This is a genomic window from Anaeromicropila populeti (assembly GCF_900112775.1).
Taxonomy (GTDB): Bacteria; Bacillota; Clostridia; order Lachnospirales; family Lachnospiraceae; genus Anaeromicropila_A; species Anaeromicropila_A populeti.
The window spans coordinates 37,850-60,816 of sequence record NZ_FOYZ01000009.1 but is presented as its reverse complement, the minus strand read 5'-3'; the positions used below and the strand labels follow the sequence as shown (position 1 = coordinate 60,816).

The 22,967-nt window shown below is 37.0% G+C and carries 17 protein-coding genes; 11 read left to right on the top strand and 6 right to left on the bottom strand.

All coding sequences use genetic code 11. From position 1 onward, the window contains the following. Window positions 1-22: 22 nt before the first annotated feature. Entirely contained in the window at window positions 23-1,138 is a 1,116-nt protein-coding gene (locus BM305_RS12020; protein WP_092561141.1) for a ribonuclease H-like domain-containing protein, read from the bottom strand. Window positions 1,139-1,266: 128 nt separating this feature from the next. Here BM305_RS12020 and cls point away from each other — a divergent pair, with 128 nt between their 5' ends. The 10 genes from cls to BM305_RS11970 all read left to right on the top strand — a co-directional run bounded on the left by cls (window position 1,267) and on the right by BM305_RS11970 (window position 16,858). Next, window positions 1,267-2,868 carry a cardiolipin synthase gene (cls, locus tag BM305_RS12015; protein ID WP_092561139.1) on the top strand — a complete coding sequence of 534 codons (1,602 nt, stop codon included), beginning with the start codon at window positions 1,267-1,269 and terminating at the stop codon, window positions 2,866-2,868. Window positions 2,869-2,902: 34 nt separating this feature from the next. Then, on the top strand, window positions 2,903-5,350 hold the full coding sequence (locus BM305_RS19940) for a beta-mannosidase (RefSeq protein ID WP_092561137.1): 2,448 nt from the start codon (window positions 2,903-2,905) through the stop codon (window positions 5,348-5,350). 234 nt (window positions 5,351-5,584) lie between these two features. Then, window positions 5,585-7,669 (top strand): polyribonucleotide nucleotidyltransferase, encoded by a 2,085-nt coding sequence (locus BM305_RS12005; RefSeq protein WP_092561135.1) that lies wholly within the window; start codon window positions 5,585-5,587, stop codon window positions 7,667-7,669. A gap of 106 nt (window positions 7,670-7,775) precedes the next feature. Next, complete coding sequence (locus BM305_RS12000; protein WP_092561133.1) at window positions 7,776-9,023, top strand: M16 family metallopeptidase; 1,248 nt, start codon at window positions 7,776-7,778, stop codon at window positions 9,021-9,023. Between the two features lie 244 nt (window positions 9,024-9,267). Further along, window positions 9,268-9,969: a ClpP family protease gene (locus tag BM305_RS11995; protein ID WP_092561131.1), complete on the top strand. Its 702-nt coding sequence runs from the start codon at window positions 9,268-9,270 to the stop codon at window positions 9,967-9,969. A gap of 203 nt (window positions 9,970-10,172) precedes the next feature. Then, entirely contained in the window at window positions 10,173-12,758 is a 2,586-nt protein-coding gene (locus tag BM305_RS11990) for an FtsK/SpoIIIE family DNA translocase (protein WP_092561129.1), read from the top strand. Between the two features lie 33 nt (window positions 12,759-12,791). Beyond that, on the top strand, window positions 12,792-13,673 hold the full coding sequence (locus BM305_RS11985; protein ID WP_092561127.1) for an ATP-grasp domain-containing protein: 882 nt from the start codon (window positions 12,792-12,794) through the stop codon (window positions 13,671-13,673). Window positions 13,674-13,692: 19 nt separating this feature from the next. After that, the gene (locus tag BM305_RS11980; RefSeq protein ID WP_177214707.1) at window positions 13,693-14,556 is read left to right on the top strand and encodes an ATP-grasp domain-containing protein; all 864 of its coding nucleotides are present in this window, start codon (window positions 13,693-13,695) and stop codon (window positions 14,554-14,556) included. A 109-nt stretch (window positions 14,557-14,665) separates the two neighbouring features. Continuing rightward, complete coding sequence (locus BM305_RS11975; RefSeq protein WP_092561123.1) at window positions 14,666-16,336, top strand: formate--tetrahydrofolate ligase; 1,671 nt, start codon at window positions 14,666-14,668, stop codon at window positions 16,334-16,336. 87 nt (window positions 16,337-16,423) lie between these two features. Continuing rightward, window positions 16,424-16,858 carry a DUF2383 domain-containing protein gene (locus tag BM305_RS11970; RefSeq protein WP_092561121.1) on the top strand — a complete coding sequence of 145 codons (435 nt, stop codon included), beginning with the start codon at window positions 16,424-16,426 and terminating at the stop codon, window positions 16,856-16,858. 61 nt (window positions 16,859-16,919) lie between these two features. Here BM305_RS11970 and BM305_RS11965 read toward each other — a convergent pair whose 3' ends face one another. The 3 genes from BM305_RS11965 to pyrB are packed head-to-tail and all read right to left on the bottom strand — an operon-like array spanning window position 16,920 to window position 19,615. Continuing rightward, entirely contained in the window at window positions 16,920-18,260 is a 1,341-nt protein-coding gene (locus BM305_RS11965; protein ID WP_092561380.1) for an MATE family efflux transporter, read from the bottom strand. 12 nt (window positions 18,261-18,272) lie between these two features. Beyond that, on the bottom strand, window positions 18,273-18,698 hold the full coding sequence (locus BM305_RS11960; RefSeq protein WP_092561119.1) for an aspartate carbamoyltransferase regulatory subunit: 426 nt from the start codon (window positions 18,696-18,698) through the stop codon (window positions 18,273-18,275). Next, window positions 18,692-19,615 carry an aspartate carbamoyltransferase gene (gene pyrB, locus BM305_RS11955; protein ID WP_092561117.1) on the bottom strand — a complete coding sequence of 308 codons (924 nt, stop codon included), beginning with the start codon at window positions 19,613-19,615 and terminating at the stop codon, window positions 18,692-18,694. The genes BM305_RS11960 and pyrB overlap by 7 nt, the downstream gene beginning before the upstream one ends. Before the next feature lie 195 nt (window positions 19,616-19,810). Between pyrB and BM305_RS11950 the strand changes: the two genes are divergently transcribed. Continuing rightward, window positions 19,811-21,172, top strand: coding sequence for a GH1 family beta-glucosidase (locus BM305_RS11950; protein WP_092561115.1), 1,362 nt, complete (start codon window positions 19,811-19,813; stop codon window positions 21,170-21,172). Window positions 21,173-21,219: 47 nt separating this feature from the next. On the opposite strand, the gene BM305_RS11945 is transcribed toward BM305_RS11950, so the two are convergent. After that, window positions 21,220-22,368: an iron-containing alcohol dehydrogenase family protein gene (locus tag BM305_RS11945; protein WP_092561113.1), complete on the bottom strand. Its 1,149-nt coding sequence runs from the start codon at window positions 22,366-22,368 to the stop codon at window positions 21,220-21,222. Window positions 22,369-22,370: 2 nt separating this feature from the next. After that, window positions 22,371-22,937 carry a helix-turn-helix domain-containing protein gene (locus BM305_RS11940; RefSeq protein WP_092561378.1) on the bottom strand — a complete coding sequence of 189 codons (567 nt, stop codon included), beginning with the start codon at window positions 22,935-22,937 and terminating at the stop codon, window positions 22,371-22,373. Window positions 22,938-22,967: the final 30 nt, after the last annotated feature.

Genomic DNA, 22,967 nt, shown 5'->3' with positions numbered 1-22,967 from the left:
AGGGGCAGATGATTTCTGCCCCTTACTTTCGTTGTATATTTCTAGTTTTGCATTGACATAAATAAGTAAGGATGGAAAATGCATATTGATTACGAACATATTCTTTTTCCATCAACGAAGAATTCATTTCAATAAAACTTTGTTTATCTTTATAAGCATATTTAAATTTAGGTTCAAGTGTTCCGTTATACTGTGGTGCAAACAGTCCAGCTTTTCTAGTATAGCAGTTAGATGCTTTGGCTTTTATCCTGTGTGCCTTATCAACAAATTCAGCAACACTTTTATGAATAGCAGTGTCCTCTTCGGGCAAATAATAATACTCTTTATAATTTGAAAAGAAATATTTTAGTTCACCCTGGATTAAAGAAATCTCTAATTGAAAGCTGGTATCATGGGCAGTAAATGTAACAGCGTCCATTTGAACGAAAAGTGGATGAGGAAGAGGATAATTTGTGCTGCCAGTTAGATATAAGATATTATTAACCAATCTATATGTGGTGTGGGGAATCGTTTCAAATAAATGACTGTAGGATAAAACCTGAGTAAGTAAAATCAAATTTGAAACATCTTCTTCATTGTGGAGTAGAAGGAGATGTAAGTGTTCATTTTCTTCAGGGAGTTTCATAAAATGCTCTTTTATAAAGGAAACATAAGCTGAAATTAAATCACCTCCAGAATATAAATCCTTACGTGGGACAGACAAGAATTCCTCAATAGATTTTTGCTTTAAACTGGAGAAGGGAAGCAGCCATTTATAAGGACATATTTTTTTATATAAATCTATGCTGACAAGATTGCTGAAATCATAGTCGATGTCATGTTGAATAAACTTTTTTTTCAGATAAGGTAAGTCAAATCCCGTTCCATTATAATGTAGCAAAACAGATAAGGATTTTGCCTTTTTAACAAATTCCTCCAAAATATTTTTTTCACTGATATAATCATCTGCAAACCACTGGATAAGTTGCCAATGGTTATTCTGAAAAAAGCAGCAGCCAATCAAATATACGTTAGAAATATCAGCTTGAAAGCCAGTTGTTTCAATATCGAAGAAGAGGCAGTCTTCACAGGAAACAGAGTATTGGCGGTGAAAGGGATAAGGGTTTGAAATCTGTAGGGTTTTTTGAATTGTAATCATAGTTCGACCTCCTTTTACAAATTATAATCGAAAAAGCAGAGGAAGTCAAAACCAATTAAAATTTGTATTATAGTCATTTTCATGGTATAATGCTAGTTACTTTAAAATAAATGTGTAGGGAGTAAACGATGAACGAGAGAGATAATAGAGAATCTTGGTTTTCGGAGCATCCTGGTAATTTAAAGGATGAACTAAAAGGAAGAATAGAGAATAGTTTAAGTGGATTTCTAAGAGGGTGTTTAGTAGGATTATTAGTTCTCCTACAATTTGCGATTATTATTATTTTGCCTTTCATTTTACAAAACGTAACAATATATTTTTATATCGTTCTGGAGATTTTTAGTATCATCCTGGTCCTAAACCTAGTCAATGATAATCGGAGCCCATCCTATAAGATTGCGTGGATTTGCATTGCACTGGCACTACCTATTTCTGGACATATCATGTACCTGCTTTGGGGAAAACCAGACTCTAAGAAAAAAATTGAAAGAGACATATTACGGATTATGAGACATGGTTTTTCCTATGCCATACATGATAAGCAGACGGAGGAAGAATTTTATCTTGAAAATCCATCACAGAGAAGGATTTCTAGATATATGTCTAATGAAGGGTTTCCATTATACAAAAATAATCAAATTGATTATTATCCAATGGCAGAAGATGTGTTTCGGGTTATATTCGAGGAATTAGAGAAAGCAGAGCACTTTATTCTAATTGACTTCTTTATTGTTGCAGAGGGTGGAATTTGGGATAAGCTTTATGAAATATTAGTAAGAAAAATTAAAAGTGGTGTAGAAGTAAAGTTTCTGTATGACGATTTTGGGGCAATGATCCGAACTGAAAAACATTTCAAAAGAAAATTAGAACAGGATGGCTTTCAAGTCAGGGTATTTAATCCCATTCATAAGTATACAGACAAGTTATATATGAATTACCGCAGCCATCAGAAAATTATTGTGATTGATGGAAATATAGGCTTTACAGGGGGATTTAATATTGCAGATGAATATGCTAATTTGGTAGAGCGATTTGGCATCTGGAAGGATAATGCGATACGGCTGAAAGGAGAAGCAGTTTGGGGGCTTACTATTACTTTCTTTCAAATGTGGGAAGTTTGTGGGGGATATACTATGGTTGATTATAATAAATACCGTCCAACTGCCCAGTTCCCAGAGAGTAAGGTGTATTGCCAGGTGATTTCCGATGGACCAGCGAATAATCCTAATAATCCGATTGAAAATATTTATAAACAGATGATTTATTACGCAGCAGAATTTCTTTATATTACAACCCCCTATCTGATCATTGAAGACGATATGAAGGAGGCACTGATTGCTGCCGCAAAAGGCGGAGTGGATGTCAGAATTCTTACACCGTATATTCCGGACAAACCCCATGTAAAATTGATTACAAACTACAATTATGGTTATCTGCTGAAAAATGGTGTGAGGATTTATGAGTATACCCCTGGATTTCTTCACGCAAAAACAATTATCAATGAAAATAGTGGAGTGGTAGGCACTATCAATATGGACTATAGAAGCTTCTATCTTCATTATGAAAACGGTGTATGGATTTGCAATAATGAAGTAATACAGACAGTGAAAGAAGATCTGGTAAGTGCAATGGAAGAAAGTCATGAAATTACGTATGAAGAGTGGCGCAGCCGTCCATTTTTTATGAAAGTAAAACAAGCAGTACTTAATATGTTTTCTACTTTAATGTAAAATAGAAATGGATCAGGACAGGAAGGATATAGCGATGAAAATAGTAAATTTAAATGGTATTTGGCAGATAAAGATTATTGGTGAAAATGTTTTTGATATTGGTGGGGAATATATGGAGGCAGAAGTTCCTGGATCAGTTTATGGCACATTGTTAAAATTAAACAAGATTCCAGATCCTTTTTATCGTGATAATGAATTAAATGCTCTAAAACTAATGGAAAATGATTTTGAATATAAAACAGAATTCATGGTAGAGGAAGAACTGCTAGAAGATGAGCTTATTCTCCGTTTTGATGGAATTGATACACTGGCAGATATCTATCTCAATGATGAGCATTTGGGGTATACCAATAACATGCATCGTATATGGGAATTCTCCATTGGAGAATCTGTGCAGACAGGTTTGAATGTGCTTACGATAATTCTTCATTCTCCAACCAAATATATTAAAGAAGAAAATGAAAAAATATATACAGGTGGTGTTCAGGAGTCAATGGAAGGATTTCCTCATTTGAGGAAGGCACACTGCATGTTTGGATGGGACTGGGGACCAAGACTTCCTGATGCAGGAATCTGGAGAAATGTAAGTCTGCTTTCAATCAGAACTGCTAGATTTGATTCTGTTTATGTTTCACAAGAGCATTTTGAGAATAGAGTGGAATTAATTTTTGATGTTATTTGTGAGGTTTTTGGAGAAAGTCTGGAACAGGTAACAGAAATCACAGTTACATCACCTGATGGCAAAGTATTTGCACAAAATAATAATGATATCATTGTAATTGAACAACCTAAATTATGGTGGCCTAATGGATATGGAGAGCAGCCTTTATATACAGTGAAAGCAGTTTTGAAAGATATGGAAGGTGAAGTTCTCGATGTTTGGGAGAAAAAAATAGGTCTTAGAACACTTACGATTAATCAGGACAAGGATGAATGGGGTAATTGCTTTGCTCATGAGGTTAATGGTATTAAAGTGTTTGCCATGGGTGCAGACTACATCCCAGAGGACTCTGTTTTGGGACGCTGTACAGAGGAAAGAACTAGAAAATTATTGAAAGACTGCATCAGAGCCAATTACAATTCCATTCGGGTATGGGGTGGGGGCTATTACCCAGATGACTATTTTTATGAAATATGTGATGAAGAAGGATTGCTTGTGTGGCAGGATTTTATGTATGCGTGTGCATCCTATGAATTAGATGAGGAATTTGAGGAAAATATTCGGCAGGAAACAATAGAGAATGTAAGAAGAATCCGCCACCATGCTTCACTGGCATTATGGTGTGGGAATAATGAAATGGAGACGCAGACGCTAGATAAGGTATGGAAGCCATCTATCAAGCAGACTTGTGATTATATAAAAATATTTGAATATATTATTCCGCAGATTTTAAGGGAAGAGGATCCCAATACCTTTTACTGGCCATCGTCACCTTCATCAGGGGGAAATTATGATAATCCATGGGATGAAAATCGTGGAGATGCCCATTACTGGGATGTTTGGCATGGAAATAAGCCATTTTCAGAATTTAGGAAATTTTATTTTAGATATTTGTCAGAATTTGGCTTTCAGTCGTTTCCAGATTTCAAGACAGTTAAAGCATTTACGGAAGAAAGAGATCGAAATATTTTTTCCAGAGTGATGGAAATGCACCAAAGAAACCGGGCTGCCAATGGTAAAATACTAAGTTATCTTTCAGACACTTATTTGTACCCACAGAATTTTGAACTTTTATTATATGCGTCCCAGCTTTTGCAGGCAGATAGTATCCGCTATGGAATTGAACATAACCGGAGAAACAGAGGAAGATGTATGGGGACGGTAGTCTGGCAGTTAAATGATATCTGGCCTGTAGCATCTTGGTCCAGCATTGATTATTATGGCAGATGGAAAGCTTTACACTATGCAGAAAAAAGAGCCTTTGCACCTATTATGATTTCCTGTGAAGAGGTGGGGGAAATGACAGAACGTCCTCACTGCATCATGGAGCCTGGAAAAATTGAAAAATCAGCCCGTCTTAATGTTGCAAATGAAACGAGAGCAGAGGTACAGGGTATTGTAAAATGGGCATTAAGGACTCCAGATAGTACAGTAATCCTATCAGGGGAGATTGCAGTGCAGGTGCCGGCATTGTCTAGTGTATGGCTGGAAAAATTAGATTTTTCATTTATTAATGAATGGGAAACTTACCTAAGCTTTGAATTGATGGTGGAAAATACGGTTGTTTCCCAAGGAACCTGCTTATTTACTATGCCGAAGCATTTCAATTTTTTAGATCCGAAATTAACTTGTGAGAGAAAAGGAAAACAAATTATCGTTTGTGCAGAAAGCTTTGCAAAAGGTGTTGAAATTCAGGCAGTAGATGGAGATTTGATTTTGTCAGACAACTTTTTTGATATGAACAAGGGAGAACGGGTGATCCAAATTGAAGAAGGGGAAGCAAAGGAGATATTGGTAAGGTCAGTGTATCATATAAGATAGCAATGATAGAAATGCGTGTTCTGGTAGGGACACGTATTTCTATTATTAAGAAAATATGGAAAAAAGAATGTTACATAAAAAAATCTATAGCATAATAATTTCATTAGTGATATAATGTAAGAGTTAACGTGGTGGAGATGTACACCGAGACTTCTGAAGAATTCATTGCAGAGCAATGGCTTGTTCAGTTGTTTCGGCATCTCCTGCCAAATAGTATAAATAAGGAGATATAATATGTATAAAAGTTTTTCAATGGAGCTTGCGGGAAGAACTCTGACAGTAGATGTAAACAGAGTTGGTGCCCAGGCAAATGGTGCAGCATTCATGCATTATGGCGATACTGTAGTACTATCTACGGCTACAGCTTCGGATAAGCCAAGAGAAGGAATTGATTTCTTCCCACTTAGTGTGGAATATGAAGAAAAATTGTATGCAGTGGGTAAAATTCCTGGTGGATTTAATAAGAGAGAAGGAAAAGCATCTGAGAATGCAATTCTTACGTCTCGCGTAATTGATCGTCCTATGAGACCGTTGTTTCCAAAAGATTATAGAAATGATGTAACGTTAAACAATATGGTAATGTCTGTTGATCCAGATTGCAGCCCGGAATTGACTGCTATGTTAGGTTCTGCTATTGCAGTGGCAATTTCAGATATTCCATTTGATGGACCTTGTGCAACAACGCAGGTAGGCCTTGTAGATGGGGGATTTGTATTTAATCCAAATGCAGCGCAGAAAGCAGTATCCGATTTACAGCTTACGGTTGCTTCTACAAGAGAAAAAGTAATTATGATTGAAGCTGGTGCAAATGAAGTGCCAGAAGATAAGATGATTGAGGCAATTTTTGCTGCTCATGGTGTTAATCAAGAAGTAATTAAATTTATTGATACTATTGTGGCGGAATGTGGAAAAGAAAAGCATTCCTATGCAAGTTGTGCAGTGCCAGAAGAATTGTTTGCCGCAATAAAAGAAATCGTTCCTCCAGAGCAAATGGAGGAAGCTGTTTTTACAGATGTAAAGCAACAGCGAGAAGAAAATATGAAAAAAATGCGAGAACAGTTAGAAGAAGCATTTGCAGAAAAGGAAGAGTGGCTTGCTGTTCTGGGAGAAGCAATTTATCAGTATGAGAAGAAGACGGTACGTAAAATGATTTTAAAGGATCATAAGCGTCCAGATGGCAGAGCTATAACCGAAATCCGTAAGTTAGCGGCAGAGATTGATTTAATTCCAAGAGTGCATGGTTCTGGTATGTTTACAAGAGGACAGACTCAGATTTGTACGGTAACCACATTAGCACCTCTTTCTGATGCTCAGCGTATTGATGGATTAGATGAAGCAGAAACTTCTAAAAGATATATGCATCACTATAATTTTCCATCCTATTCGGTTGGAGAAACAAAACCATCCAGAGGTCCAGGACGTCGTGAAATTGGACATGGTGCTTTGGCGGAACGTGCTTTGGTACCTGTTCTTCCTTCAGAACAAGAGTTCCCATATGCAATTCGTACTGTTTCAGAAACATTTGAATCCAATGGTTCCACGTCACAGGCATCTGTATGTGCTTCTACTCTTTCGTTGATGGCAGCAGGTGTTCCTATTAAGAAGCCAGTGGCAGGTATTTCCTGTGGATTGGTAACAGGTGAAACAGATGATGATTATATTGTATTAACAGATATCCAGGGACTAGAAGATTTTTTTGGAGATATGGACTTTAAGGTTGCAGGTACTCCAGATGGTATTACAGCAATCCAGATGGATATTAAAATTCATGGGTTAACAAGAGCAATTATTGAAGAAGCAATTCGTAAAACAAGAGAAGCCAGAATGTATATTCTGAATGACATTATGCTGCCTTGTATCAGCGAACCTAGAAAAGAGGTTGGAAAGTTTGCACCAAAGATTGTGCAGGTGAAGATAGATCCAGCTAAAATAGGTGATGTTGTTGGACAAAGAGGTAAGACAATTAATGCAATTATTGAACAGACAGGCGTTAAGATAGATATTTCTGATGAAGGTGCAGTTTCAGTATGTGGTACTGATGCCGCTATGATTCAAGAAGCTGTCCGTATTATTAAAGTAATTACAACAGACTTTGAGGAAGGACAGATCTTTGAAGGAAAAGTCATTTCAATTAAAGATTTTGGTGCTTTTATTGAATTTGCTCCTGGAAAAGAAGGTATGGTTCATATTTCTAAAATATCAAAAGAAAGAGTGAATCACGTAGAGGACGTTCTCACACTTGGAGATAAAGTGAAAGTGGTTTGCCTTGGAAAAGATAAGATGGGAAGAATTAGTTTTAGTATGAAAGATGTAAAGTAAAAGGATTTACTTTGAAATATTAGTAAGCAGGAAAAGTGATGAGCTTTGTAAAATAAAAAGGAAGCCATCGCTTTTCTTATCTGTTTCGGGAAGGATAATTTTTTAGATGGTTCAAATTAAGAAGCTAAGCAATGGAATCCCTGTGTTATTAGAAAGAATGGATTCTTTGAGAAGTGTTTCCCTGGGCATTTATGTTAGGGCTGGATCGGTTTATGAAACAGGAGAGAATAATGGTATTTCTCACGTTATTGAGCATATGATATTTAAAAGTACTAAGAACCGAACTTCAAAGCAGCTTGCAGATGATATGGCAAAGACAGGCGGCAATTTAAATGCATTTACAGAAAAGGAATGTACTTCTTTTTATACAACAACATTAGAGGAACTGCTTCCACAGACAATTGAACTGCTGGGAGATATGTTGTTCAATGGACTCTTTTTGGAAGAAGAGATTGAAAAAGAAAAAGGAGTCATTCTGGAAGAAATCGATATGTATGATGATTCACCAGAAGATTTAGTTCATGAGATGCTGCAAAAGGTAGTATGGAAGGAGCATCCGCTGGGATTTATTATATCTGGCGAAAAGAAGACTGTTAGTAATTTTACGAGAAATGATTTGCTTCAATTTAAGGAAAATACTTATACAAGTGACCAAATGGTAATATCTATAGCTGGTAAATTCCAAATAGAACGAGTTATGGAGGAGTTGGAAAAGCATTTCTCTCATTTTGCAAAAAGCAGACAAAAAATAGAGATTCCAGCTGCTGCATTTTGTCCAGTTACTTTTCAACGTAAAAAGGACATTGAACAGGTATACTTAAATCTTGCGTTTGAAGGCGTATCTTACGAATCCGATGAAAAATATATATTATACCTGCTGAACGTAATATTAGGCGGTAGTGATAACTCCAGGTTATTTCAGCGGTTAAGAGAGGACAAAGGCCTTACGTATTCCATTTATTCATACGAGAGTCTTTATGAATGTGGGGGAATGTTTCATATTGATGCTGTTCTAAATCCAACTAAACTGCCAGTTGTGTTAAACGAGATGGAGATGGTACTTGACAACTTTTGCAAGGAAGGTGTCACGCAGGCAGAGCTTGATCAGGCAAAGCAGCTAATGAAAATTGATTTGATTATTGGAAATGAAAGTACAAAATCTAAGGTATACAATAATGGGAAAACCTATTTACTTAGAAATCAAATTAAAACGGTAGACGAGATATTACAATGTCTGAATCAAGTTACAGAAGAGGATATTCAAAAATTTGCTCAGACGCATTTTATGTGGGATAGGAAAGCAATATCATGCGTGGGAAATATTCCTAAAAAAGAGCAATTTTCTTTTGTATAATTTTACTTTTTTGGCAAAAAGAGCTGGGGAACTAGAAAAAATATAATAATTACAAAAAAGGATACTAGATCAAGAAGGCAGATTAAGGTGATAACCATTATTTGATATATACCGTATAAAATTGTTTCCATATTCTCACCAGTGTTCTTTTTATCAGTATATGCAAAAATCAGAATATTTTTCATGTCATTTGGTATACTAATTCAAGAAGTGCAAGATTATTTTGTAAATGAGAGGTAAGACAATGGCACAAAATGATACTGAAAAGGAAGAACTGGATAATAAAAAGATTAATGAGTATGGACAGATTACTTTAGATGAGAATGGGAAGGATCTAAAAATACACTTAATATCCGTTATTGGAGAAGTTGAAGGACATGAATGTCTTGACCAACAGCGGAAAACGACAAAGTATGAACATATTTTGCCTCAGCTTGCTGCGATTGAAGATAGTAAAGAGGTTCATGGTGTTATGATTCTATTAAATACAGTGGGAGGCGATGTTGAAGCAGGGCTTGCAATTGCTGAAATGATTGCTTCATTAAGTAAACCAACTGTATCTTTAGTACTGGGAGGCAGTCATTCAATTGGAGTTCCGATTGCTGTATCAACAGACTACTCATATATTGTTCCATCTGGTACAATGGTAATTCATCCTGTCCGTATGTCGGGAATGGTAATTGGCGCACCTCAGACCTATGATTACTTTAAACAGATGCAAGACCGGATCATTGGTTTTATATCAAGCCACTGTGAGGCAAAGAAGGAACGGCTGGAAGAGATGATGTTAAATACAGGTCAGCTGACAAAGGATTTGGGAACGATTTTAGTAGGAAAGCAGGCAGTTGAAGAAAACATTATTAATGAAGTCGGCGGAATTAAGGATGCACTAGCTAAATTATACGAACTAATGGAATTAGATGAAGAGAATAAGAAAGATACGTAAAACCTTAATTTAGAGGAAACACAAATAGATTCAAAACGCACAAAGAGAAGCGTTTTTTGAGTCTATTTTTGTTTATACATATGCTGTAAAATAAGAAAATACGAAAGAATGTTCGGATAAATTAAGGTTTCAGTTGCAAATAAAAAGAAATAAAGATATAATAAAATGAATATAGGAGAAACAAAAAGGAACGAAGTATAACTATGGCAAATAAAAAGGGAATGAAAACCAGTAAAAAGAAGAGTGCAGCACAGGGAGATGAGGGATTAAAGCCCTATACAGATGAAATGATATTAATAGGCACTCTGGTTTTTTGTATATTAGTAATTTTAAGCATGTTTAATCTTTGTGGAAAGGTTGGAAATGCAATTAACGGGCTGTTGTTTGGTCTATTTGGAATTATGGCATATATTCTGCCTTTTGCAGGATTTATCGGAACAGCTTTTTATATTTCTAATAAAGGCAGCCGGAAGGCAAGAAGGAAGCTTATTAGCTCTGTTATTCTTATGGTGGTTATTACAACGATTAGTCAACTGGCGTACCAGTCACAGGATATGTCGAGAAAATTGGCTGACTGCTTTCAATTATCCGCTGAGACAAAAAAGGGCGGAGGGGCGGTAGGAGCACTGTTTCGGAATATCTTATGTTACTTTTTTGATGAGGCAGGTGCTTATGTAATTTTACTTGGAATAAGTGCATTTCTTGTTATGCTGATTACAGAGAAATTAATTTTTGCTAATTTAAGTAAGTCCGGTTATAAAAAAATGAAGGAAATGAAAGAAAGGCAGACAATTCGAAAGGAGCAAGCAGAACAAGTTCACAGTGTTCCTGAAAATACTGCTGAAACTAAGAGAAAAGCCAAAACCTTTATTATTTCAAAGGAAGAAGATGAAGTCTGCGGACGTAAGAAAATATTTGAGAAGGAAAAAAAGGGCGGAAAACTTTTAAAAGAGAGAGAAGAACCTGTGGGAATGGAGGAAATTGTTCCAGAGGTTGTAAAGGAAATTAAAAATAAAAAGGGAAGAAAACAGGAAGAACCAGTTATGGAGATGGAACAGGAACCTTTTTATGAGAAGATATTAAATGAAAAGTTTAATCCTGCCAACGCAAGTTGTGAAATTAGTTCAACGGAGAATATTCCTGAATTTCCAATTCACCGGGAGAGAGTGGTTCCAGAGACTGGCGAAATCGAAATGACAGTAGAGGAGCCATCTGTAGAGGAAACTTCTGTGGAAGAAGAAAAACTTACCAAAAAGGAAGAGAACAACACAGTTTACGAAGAAAAAGCTGTGGTGGAACCAATATATAACACGGAAGAACGAAAGCCATATGTATTTCCGCCTATGAATTTATTATCTCTTCCCAAAGGAAATCGTAATAAAACCAGTGACCAGGAATTAAAAGAAACTGCCATGAAGCTCCATAAAACTTTGGAAAGCTTTGGGGTAAAGGTTACGATAAACAATGTGAGCTGTGGACCTACCGTGACACGGTATGAACTTCAGCCGGAGCAAGGGGTAAAGGTTAGTAAAATCACAGGACTGGCAGATGATATTAAACTAAATCTTGCAGCGGCAGATGTGCGGATTGAAGCACCAATCCCAGGAAAAGCGGCAATTGGAATTGAAGTTCCCAATAAGGAAAATTCAGCAGTGCTGCTTCGGGAGCTGATAGAAGCAGAAGAATTTAAAAATCATGGTTCCAACATCGCATTTGCAGTTGGAAAGGACATATCAGGAAAGACGATAGTAACGGATATCGGGAAAATGCCCCACCTTTTGATTGCAGGTGCAACGGGCTCAGGAAAATCCGTTTGCATTAATACATTGATTATGAGCATTCTTTACAAAGCTGATCCAGAGGATGTAAAATTGATTATGGTAGATCCTAAGGTTGTAGAATTAAGTGTATATAATGGAATACCTCATCTGCTGATTCCAGTTGTAACAGAACCGAAAAAAGCATCAGCAGCATTAAATTGGGGCGTAATGGAAATGACAGAACGATATAACAAGTTTGCTGAACTAGGTGTCAGGGATTTGAAAGGCTATAACGCCAAGGTTAAGCAGGTAGAGGATGGAAATGATGAGCGTTTTCGTAAAATGCCGGAAATTGTAATTATTGTGGACGAGCTTGCAGATTTGATGATGGTGGCACCAGGTGAAGTAGAGGAAGCTATATGCCGCCTTGCCCAGCTTGCCAGAGCAGCAGGAATTCATTTAGTGATTGCAACGCAGCGACCATCGGTTAACGTAATTACAGGTGTTATTAAGGCGAATATTCCTTCCAGAATAGCATTTTCTGTTTCTTCTGCGGTAGATTCCAGGACAATTATTGACGGTGCAGGTGCAGAAAAATTACTTGGAAAAGGAGATATGCTCTTTTATCCAGCAGGCTATGCCAAACCAATTCGTGTCCAAGGGGCTTTTGTGTCCGACCAGGAAGTCAGCGCAGTAGTTGAGTTTTTAAAGCAAGACATAGGGCAGCCAGTATATGACTCGGATGTTGCAGAGAAAATTGCAACCACCACCAAAATAGAGGCCGATGGAAAGGTGCAGGGAATAGAGAGAGATGATTATTTTATAGAAGCGGGTAAATTTATAATTGAAAAGGATAAGGCATCGATCGGAATGCTGCAAAGAGTTTATAAAATAGGATTTAACCGGGCTGCCAGGATTATGGATCAGTTATATGAGGCTGGTGTTGTCAGTGAAGAGGAAGGAACAAAGCCGAGAAAAGTAATCATGTCCATGGAAGAATTTGAACAGTATGTGGACGAATCCGTATAGAAGGCTGAAAATGTCAAGGGAGGACGGATAAGAGTGAAAGGTCTGCTTGTAACCAATGGTTTTTTACATTCGGGAAAATTTAGTGAAATCTATGAGTGGCTTTTGAATGCCGCAAAGAAGAAGGGAATTCAGCTGGTACATGTGACCAATAGCCAGCTGCTATTTTGCTTGGGTAATTTAGACAAGGAAGAGGTACTAAAAGACTGTGAGTTTGTATTGTTTTGGGATAAAGATGTAAAATTGGCATATGCTTTGGAAAACAGAGGATTAAAGCTGTTTAATAAACCACAGGCAATAGCTTGCTGTGATGATAAAGCCATGACCCATCTTGTTCTGGAAAAGTATAGGCTGCCAATGCCAAAAACAATAATTGGTCCAATGACCTATGAAAATATTGGATATTCCAACTTGGATTTTCTAGAACAAGTAGAAAACAAGTTGGGATTTCCCGTTGTGGTAAAAGAATGCTTTGGATCATTTGGACAACAGGTTTATTTAGCGGAGTCTCACCAGATGCTTATAGAACTGGTAAAAAAAATAGGTGTAAAGCCAATGCTTTTTCAGGAATTTATTAAGGAGAGTGCGGGAAGAGATGTACGGCTCCAGGTAGTAGGCGGAAACGTTATTACAGCCATGTATCGGTATTCTGTACAGGGAGATTTTCGTGCCAATGTATCTAATGGAGGAAAAATGAAGCCATATGAGCCATCGGAAACAGAAAAAAACCTTGCAATCAGAAGCTGTAAGGCGTTAGGAGTTGATTTTGCCGGCGTAGATTTGCTTTTTGGAAAAGATAATCTTCCTCTAATCTGCGAGATAAATTCCAACGCACACTTTAAGAATATATATGACTGCACTGGTGTCAATACAGCAGATGCTATCATGGATTATATTTATCAGGAGTGCAGATTATAGGAGGGAAAGGGAGAAGAACATGACAGGCTGGCTGCTTTACAAAAAAAGTGATTCGATTCGGAACAAAGGGTATATTGATATGCATGTTGCAGCAGGGAATAGGATAGGCATAAAAATACTCCTGATATTTGTGGAAGATATATCGTTTGGTATAGATAAAAATACATGGTTTCTTTCCTATCAGGGAAAGAAGATAAGAACACCTGATTTTGCTATTATGCGAATGAATTATCCATTGCTTACCAAACAGTTAGAGTTGATAGGTATTACTGTTTTCAATAATTCCATGGTAGCAGAAATCTGCAATGATAAGGCAAGAACCTATCAATATGTTGCACAAGCGGATATCCCAATGGTGCCTACCAGATTTGTAAGAAATGAATTTATGAGTGAGCAGGTAAAACAGATAGCCTTGCCTACTATAATAAAATCAGTATCTGGACATGGTGGGAGCCAGGTTTTTTTATTTCAGAGTGAAAATAGTGAAAAAGAAAAGCAGGAGTATGTGGAAAAGCTATTGTCCGATCATGTGGTTTTTCAACCTTTTGTAGAAGGAAAAAATCAGGACTTAAGAGTATACGTCATAGGAAAAGAAATTATTGCTGCTGTACTAAGGACAGCAAAAGAAGGATTTAAATCGAATTTTTCATTAGGGGGACAGGTCGATAGTTATTCTCTATCAAAAAGTGAAATAGAAACGGTTAAGAAAATAATTGCTCTATTTGAATTCCATTTTGTAGGTATAGACTTTATATTGGGAGAAGACGGAGAACTGATTTTTAATGAAATAGAAGATGTAGTCGGTTCACGAATGCTGTATCAATGTACAGACATCGATGTTGTATCGTTATACTTAGAGTATATTTGGAATTATTTGCACTAATTCTTGTAAATTCTTATTCAATATGTTATTATCTCTTTAGATTTATGAAACTGGAAGCTTTACGTTTCACGGAAAATGAAAATATTATCTTTTTTGGAGGATACGGATAATGAAAACGGACATTCAAATAGCACAAGAGGCGAAAATGAAACATATTAAAGAGGTTGCAGAATGCTTGGGCATTGTGGAAGATGATCTGGAGTTTTATGGAAAGTATAAAGCGAAATTTGCGGATTCCCTCTGGGAAAAGATTGAAAAAAGAGAAAATGGAAAGTTGATTTTAGTAACCGCTATTAATCCTACACCAGCAGGAGAAGGTAAAACAACAACAACGGTAGGTTTAGGGCAGGCATTTGGGAAGCTGGGAAAAAAGTCCGTGATAGCACTTCGGGAGCCTTCGCTAGGACCTTGTTTTGGTGTGAAAGGAGGAGCAGCAGGTGGAGGATATGCCCAGGTTGTACCAATGGAAGATTTGAATCTGCATTTTACAGGTGATTTTCATGCCATTACTTCCGCTAATAATCTGCTGGCTGCTTTGCTGGATAATCATATTCAGCAGGGAAATTTTCTGAATATTGACACAAGACAGATAGTTTGGAAACGTTGTCTGGATATGAATGATCGGGTGCTTCGTAATATTGTGGTAGGATTAGGTAAGAAAACAGACGGAGTGGTTCGGGAAGATCATTTTATTATTACGGTTGCATCTGAGATTATGGCTATATTATGTCTGGCAGAAAATATGCAGGATTTGAAGGAACGCCTTGGACGTATTATTGTTGCGTATGATTATGAGGGAATGCCTGTTACAGCAGAACAACTTAATGCAGTTGGTTCAATGGCAGCTTTACTAAAGGATGCTATCCGTCCGAATTTAATTCAGACATTGGATAATACACCAGCGATTGTGCATGGAGGACCATTTGCTAATATTGCTCACGGCTGTAATAGTGTCCGAGCTACAAAGACAGCTTTAAAGCTTGCTGATTATACAATAACTGAGGCAGGATTTGGTGCCGATTTAGGTGCAGAAAAGTTTTTTGACATTAAGTGCCGCATGGCAGGTCTAAAGCCAGATGCGGTAGTATTGGTTGCGACTGTCAGAGCGTTAAAGTATAATGGTGGTGTTTTAAAAGCAGATTTAGGTGAAGAAAATGTAATGGCACTGAAAAAGGGAATTGTTAACCTTGAAAAGCACATTGAAAATGTACAGAAATATGGGGTACCTTGTGTTGTAACATTAAACCGTTTTGTAACTGACTCAGATGCAGAACTGGAATTTGTGAAAGAATTCTGCGAGGAAAGAGGATGCGAGTTTGCACTTTCTGAAGTTTGGGAAAAGGGTGGCGAAGGTGGAATTGAACTTGCCCAGAAGGTAATTGCCACATTGGAATCAAAGGAAAGCTGTTTTCAGCCAATTTATGAGGATCAGCTATCTATTAAGGAAAAAATTGAGAAAATTTCCAAAGAGATTTATGGAGCAAAAGAAGTCAGCTTTGATACTATGGCAATTCAGGCAATTAGCAAAATTGAAAGTCTGGGATTTGGCAATATGCCTGTCTGTATGGCTAAAAACCAGTATTCGCTATCAGATGATCCAACACTTTTGGGAAGACCAACGGATTTTACCATTCATATCCGAGAAGTGTATGTTTCGGCAGGAGCAGGTTTTGTTGTAGTCATTACAGGTACAATTATGACTATGCCAGGACTTCCTAAGCAGCCAGCTGCGGAGCGGATTGACGTAAACGAAGAAGGTGTTATAACAGGATTATTTTAATTGTCTTTGTGCATATTTTTCAGGAAGCAGGTAACGATATCTGTTGAGAGCCATGTATTCTCAATTGCAAATGGAAGGAGTGAAAATATGCCAAATGATGATACAATAAAATTATTGAAAGAATGCAATGCAGGTGTAAAGATGGCGGTAGCTTCTTTTGACGAAGTGATGGATCATGTACAGAATGCTGATTTCAAAAAGCTTTTGCAGGAAAATTGTGAGGAGCATAAGAAAATTGGTGACCAGACCCACGAACTTTTGTTACGTTACGACGATGAAGATAAGGAGCCTAATCCTGTGGCAAAGGCAATGTCGTGGATGAAAATCAATATGAAGATGCTACAGAATCAATCGGATCAGGAAGTTGCTGAGATTATGATGGATGGCTGTAATATGGGAATTAAATCAATTTACAGATATCTAAACCAATATGCATCTGCTGAACAAGAAGTGAAAAAATTGGTTGATTCTATTGTTAAGGTAGAAGAATCATTAATGAAGGATTTAAGAGTATATCTTTAAAAGTAAAAAAGCAGTAACCATTTCAGAAAATAATGAAATCGTTACTGCTTTTTCAATGCTGTCAAATTAGAGCTTTTTCCTTCCATCTTCCGCTTCGATAGCGTAAATAGGCAATGATAAGACCAATGCTCCAGCCAATGGGAATAGACCACCAAACTGCCTTTTCTTCTATGAAACCAGATAAAATAAAAGCAAGAATGACCCTTGTACTAAAATTGCTAAGTGTACATATCATAAATACATTTACGTCACCAGAGCCTCTTAAAATGCCGTTGGAAACATTCATGAATCCCATTACAATATAGAAAAGAGAAACAACTTTTAAATATTCTGTTCCGGTGTAAAGAGCAAGAACATTCGCTTCTTTCTTATTTAAAAATGCATTAATAAACTGTTCTCCAAATAGAAAAATAATAAAGGTTATGGTCAGACTGATTCCAGCAATCATCCATAATCCGGCATGATAGCCCTTTTTGATTCGTTCCGGTTTTCTGGCACCAATATTCTGAGCCACAAAGGTTGATACAGCATTTCCAACACTGATCATTGGCATAATACAGATAGAATCAATTTTTGTTGCCGCAGTGTATCCAGTCATCACAGAAGAACCATAGCGGTTAATAATAGATTGCACAAGTAAGAATCCAAAGGATACAATAGATTGCTGGATAATGGAGGGAACAGCTACCTTATTCATACGGAATAAAGCTGCAAAGTCAAACAAAACAAATTTTTCTTCTGTAGGAATTCTTTTTAAGCGAAGCATTAAAAAGAAAAAACTAAAGCATGCAGAGATTCCCTGGGAAATCAATGTTGCAAATGCAACCCCTCCAACTCCCATTTTGAGATATATGACAAAGTACAAATCCAGTCCAATATTTAATAAAGAGGAAAGAAAGAGAAAAAACAATGGAAGCCGGGATTCACCCATCGCATTATATATGGAGTTTAGGATGTTATATAAAAAAAGAAAAAACAACCCCCAGAAGTATATATTCAAATATAATACTGCTTCTGTTAATACATTATCTGGCGTTCCCATTAGTTCTAATAGAGGCTGACTGATTACAAGACCAAATATCATTAGTACAAGACTTAAAGCAGAAATAGAAAGAATTGCTGTAAAGATAGCTGTTTTCATTCTTCCGAACTGTTTTGCACCAAAGTATTGTGAAATTACTACAGAACAACCGATTCCTGAACCAGTTGCAATGGCAATAAAAAGTAAGGTAATGGAGAAGGAGGCACCAACTGCTGCCAGTGCATCTCCGCCTACATAATTACCAACTACCATAGAATCAATTAAGTTATATAATTGTTGAAATAAGTTTCCAATAACCATGGGCAGTGCAAAAAGAAATAAGGATTTAGCAGCTCTTCCCTCGATCATATTCTGTTCCATAAAAATCACACTCTAATTCTCTCTAAATTTTTGCTCACAGTAAGCACAACGGTAAATTCCCTTTTCAGGATTTGTTAATTTAAACTTATGAGGCAGTTCCTGTTCAACCGATGTAATACATCTTGGGTTTTTACACTTAATAATATTAGTTACTGTTTGTGGAAGTTGAAGGTGGCGTTTTTTTGTGATTTTTCCATCTTCAATAATGTTGATTGTAATATTATGATCTAAAACGCCCAACATATCCAAATCCATTTCAATACTGCCTTCAATTTTAATAATATCTTTTTTGCCAGTTAGGTTACTTTTGGCGTTTTTTATAATGGCAACAGGGCAATCTAATCTTTCCAGATTCAGATAGTGATAGATTTCCATTGCACCACCAGCTTTAATGTGATCGATTACAATACCATGGCTTAGTCCGCTAATATTTAACATGTTGTATGCACCTCCAAAAGCATCATAATTAATGCCATTCTTACATAAACTCCAAATTCTGCCTGTTTAAAATAGACAGCGCGAGGATCATTATCTACTTCTGTAGAAATTTCATTGACTCTTGGTAAAGGATGCAAAACTAACATATCCTGTTTTGCATATGCCATTTTTTTCATGTCTAAAATATAACTGTCCTTTAAACGAATATAATCTTCCTCATTAAAAAAGCGTTCCTTTTGAACCCTTGTCATATACAACAGATCCAATTCTGGCAACACTTCCTCTAATTTTTGAACTTCTTTATATGGTATTTTATTTTCAATTAATACCTCTTCACGAAGGTATTCTGGTATTCTTAATTCTAAAGGGGATATGAGTACGAATTTCACATTTGGATAACGCACCATGGCATTAATTAGTGAATGTACAGTTCGACCAAATTTCAGATCTCCACAAAATCCAATGGTTAAATGTTCCAATCTGCCTTTTAAAGTTTTAATTGTAAGCAAATCAGTCAGTGTCTGGGTAGGATGATTGTGTCCGCCATCACCAGCATTAATTACAGGTATTGTAGAATACTCAGCGGCAACATAAGGTGCTCCTTCTTTTGGGTGACGCATTGCGCAAATGTCTGCATAGCTGGAGATAACTCGAATTGTATCAGCAACACTTTCTCCTTTTGCCGCAGAACTTGAATCGGCAGAAGAAAAACCAAGAACACTACCCCCAAGATTAAGCATTGCAGCTTCAAAACTTAATCGGGTTCTAGTACTTGGTTCATAAAATAAAGTTGCCAATTTTTTTCCATTACAAACATTACTATACTTTTTGGGTTCCTTAATGATTTCCTGTGCTAATTCTAGTACATCAGAAAGTTCTGCAACAGACAAATCAAGAGGGCTTATTATATGCTTCATAAATACCTCCGTACTCTTATGAAATAATTTCTAATTAGTAATCAGACTAATTATTGTGCATACTAATTGTAATACAAACAATTTTAAAAAACAAGATAATTTTCTACATTGCAAAAGAGGATTTTGAACATTGTGATACGAGTAATTTTTTAGTAAACTGGATGAAAAGAAATATTGAAAGAAGGGAAGGATTCTATGAGTTTTAAAAAAGATTTTATGTGGGGGGCAGCTACTGCTGCATATCAGATAGAAGGGGCGCATTTGGAAGATGGAAAGGGATTATCCGTTTGGGATGTCTGCTCCCATAAGCCAGGTTTTGTAAAGGGAGGTCATACAGGAGATATTGCTTGTGATCATTATCACCGTTATAAAGAAGACGTAGCTTTGATGAAGGAACTTTCTATGCAGGCATACCGTTTTTCTATTAGCTGGCCAAGAGTATTACCAAGTGGAACTGGCAAAATAAATGAGAAAGGACTGGATTTTTACGACCGCCTGGTGGATGAACTTCTTGCACAAGGGATTGAACCATTTGTTACATTGTTCCACTGGGATTACCCAAATGAATTATTTTTAAGGGGAGGATTTTTAAATCCAGACAGTTCAGATTGGTTTCAAGAGTATACGAGAGTTGTAGTGGAACGTTTGTCAGACAGAGTCACTAACTGGATGACTTTAAATGAACCACAATGTTTTTCGGGTTTAGGATATCAAATTGGTGCTCACGCTCCTGGTCTGCAAATGGATAACAGTTATGTTCTGAGAGTGATTCATAATATGCTGCTTTCTCATGGAAAAGCAGTCCAGACTATTCGCAGCTATTCAAAAAAGCAGACCAAGGTAGGATATGCCCCTGTTTTATACTATATTATGCCAGCTTCAAACAAGCCAGAAGATATTGAACTGGCAAAACAACAATTCTTTTCCTGCAAGGAGGACAGCCTCTTTTTTAGTGAGCCGTGGTGGAATGAACCGATTTTTTATGGCAAATATCCAGAGGATGGATTAAAAATTGCAGAAAAGTGGCTGCCTGGAATCGAAAATTTTGATATCAGTATTGCGAAACAGCCCCTTGATTTTTTTGGATTTAATTTCTACAGGAGCGAAACAGTTGCGGGTTATGATTCAGAAGGAAAGCCATTTGTTCATATCCCTCATGCAGTGGGACATCCTCATACAGCTTTCGATTGGGAAATCACTCCAGAAGGCATGTATTATATTCCAAAGGCTTTATACGAAAAGTATCAGCTTCCGTTATTGGTTACAGAAAATGGTTTATCCAATACAGACTGGGTGGATTTGAATGGCGAAGTAAAGGATCCCCAGAGAATTGACTTTTTACATCGGTATTTAAAAGAATTGAAACGTGCCGCTGCGGACGGTGTGGATATTATGGGATACATGCACTGGTCATTTATGGATAATTTTGAGTGGGCAGAAGGATATAACGAACGATTTGGATTAGTACATGTAGATTATGAAACGCAGAAGCGGACACCGAAAAGCTCTGCCTACTGGTATAAAAATATAATACTAACAAATGGAGAACAGCTTTAACAAAATGCCCCAATTAGAAACGAAATCTAGTTGGGGCAAAATTTTGCTTAAAGTGCTTTTTGAAAAAGAAGTTTGATATCTTCGAAAGTGCTTTGTCTTGGATTGACAAGGATATTACCACTTTTCATGGCATCCTTTGCCATATCAGGAATTTTGTCAGCTGTAACACCAACTGCTGATAAATTTTTGGGGATTCCTAAGTCTTCATTCAGCTGACGTATTTCTGAAACAAGTAGAGAAGGTCTGAAAACTTGAACAGGTTCTCTGCTGATTTTAATGCAGTTATAGATTTCTTTGTATTTGCCACTATCAGCTAATGCATTGTATTCTAAAACTACAGGAAGCAAAATGGCATTTGCCACGCCATGAGAAACATTAAAGTAACCACTAACAGGATGTGCCATGGCATGGACATTGCCTAATCGAGACCATGCAAAGGCAATTCCAGCCAGCATACTGCCAGTCAGCATTTCACTAGCGGCCGTTTCATTAGTCCTGTCAGCTACAAAGGCACGAATGTTTTGACCAATCATTTTTAATGCTTTTAGGGCAAGTGCTTCAGTAAAGGGAGAGGCAGCCTTTGATAAGTAAGATTCCAGCGCATGTACTAAAGCATCCATTCCAGTTGCTGCGGCAATCGAAGCAGGGAGAGTTACAATAAGGTCTGGATCTAATAAAGCATAGGCAGGAATTAATTCATAACTAAAAACAGTAAGTTTGTAATTTCTTTGATGATCGGTAATAACAGAAAAAGCAGTAACTTCACTTCCTGTTCCAGCAGTTGTAGGGATAGCAACAATAGTTGGTATTTTGCCAGGAACAAGATGAGCACCTTCATAGTCGTTTATTGTTCCTCCATATTGAGAAATAACACCAACTGCTTTAGCAACATCCATTGGACTTCCGCCACCAAATGCAATAATTGCGTCGGAACCAGATTCCTTATATAGCGTAGCAGCTTTTTCTACCGTTTCAACAGATGGATTAGCTTCAACGTCAATAAATTTTTCGGCAGCAATGGAATGTTCTTGTAATAAGGTCATTATGTTATCTACAGATCCAATTTTGTTTAAGTGTGGTCCAGAAATTACAAGAACTTTACTGACGTTTTCTTTTTGCAGCAGTTCGGGTAATTTTTGAATACATCCTTTTCCAAAAATAATATCTTGAGGTACTTTAAAATTAAAATCGTTCATAGTCAGACTCCTTTTTTGTCCCAGGTAAACACGATGTCAAACGAGAGTACTTCCGTCCCATTATTAGTATAGCTATGAGGCCGGTCTGTACGAAAGCGGATGCCATCGCCCTGTTTAAGTATGTGAAGTTCATCATCGGATACCTTCAGTGTTAGTTCTCCTTCATTTATTATCAGGTATTCAAAGGTCTGCTCACCGTGAGCTTCCGTTTCATATTGTCCGCTTGGATAAATTACAATTTTGTAGATTTCAAAATTTCTGTCATTTTCATAGGGAAAGTAGCTGTATACTTTGTACTGATTCTTCAGTTCACGGGAAGGAGAGAATCCGTCTCCTTTTATAATATACGTTTCATGAGGTGGTGGATTCAGTAAATCCATAAAATCAACACGTAGTCCACTGACGATTTTTCCAAGAACAGCTACGGTGGGATTGGACTGCTCTCTTTCAATCTGTCCCAGCATGCTTTTACTGATTCCAGTCTGCTCTGCAACATCATCCAGGCTCATGTTCTTTGCCTTTCGGATTCTTTTCAAATTAAGGGCAACATTTTGGTTTAATATATCCATAAGGATTCCTCCTTCTCTGCGGCATTCTGT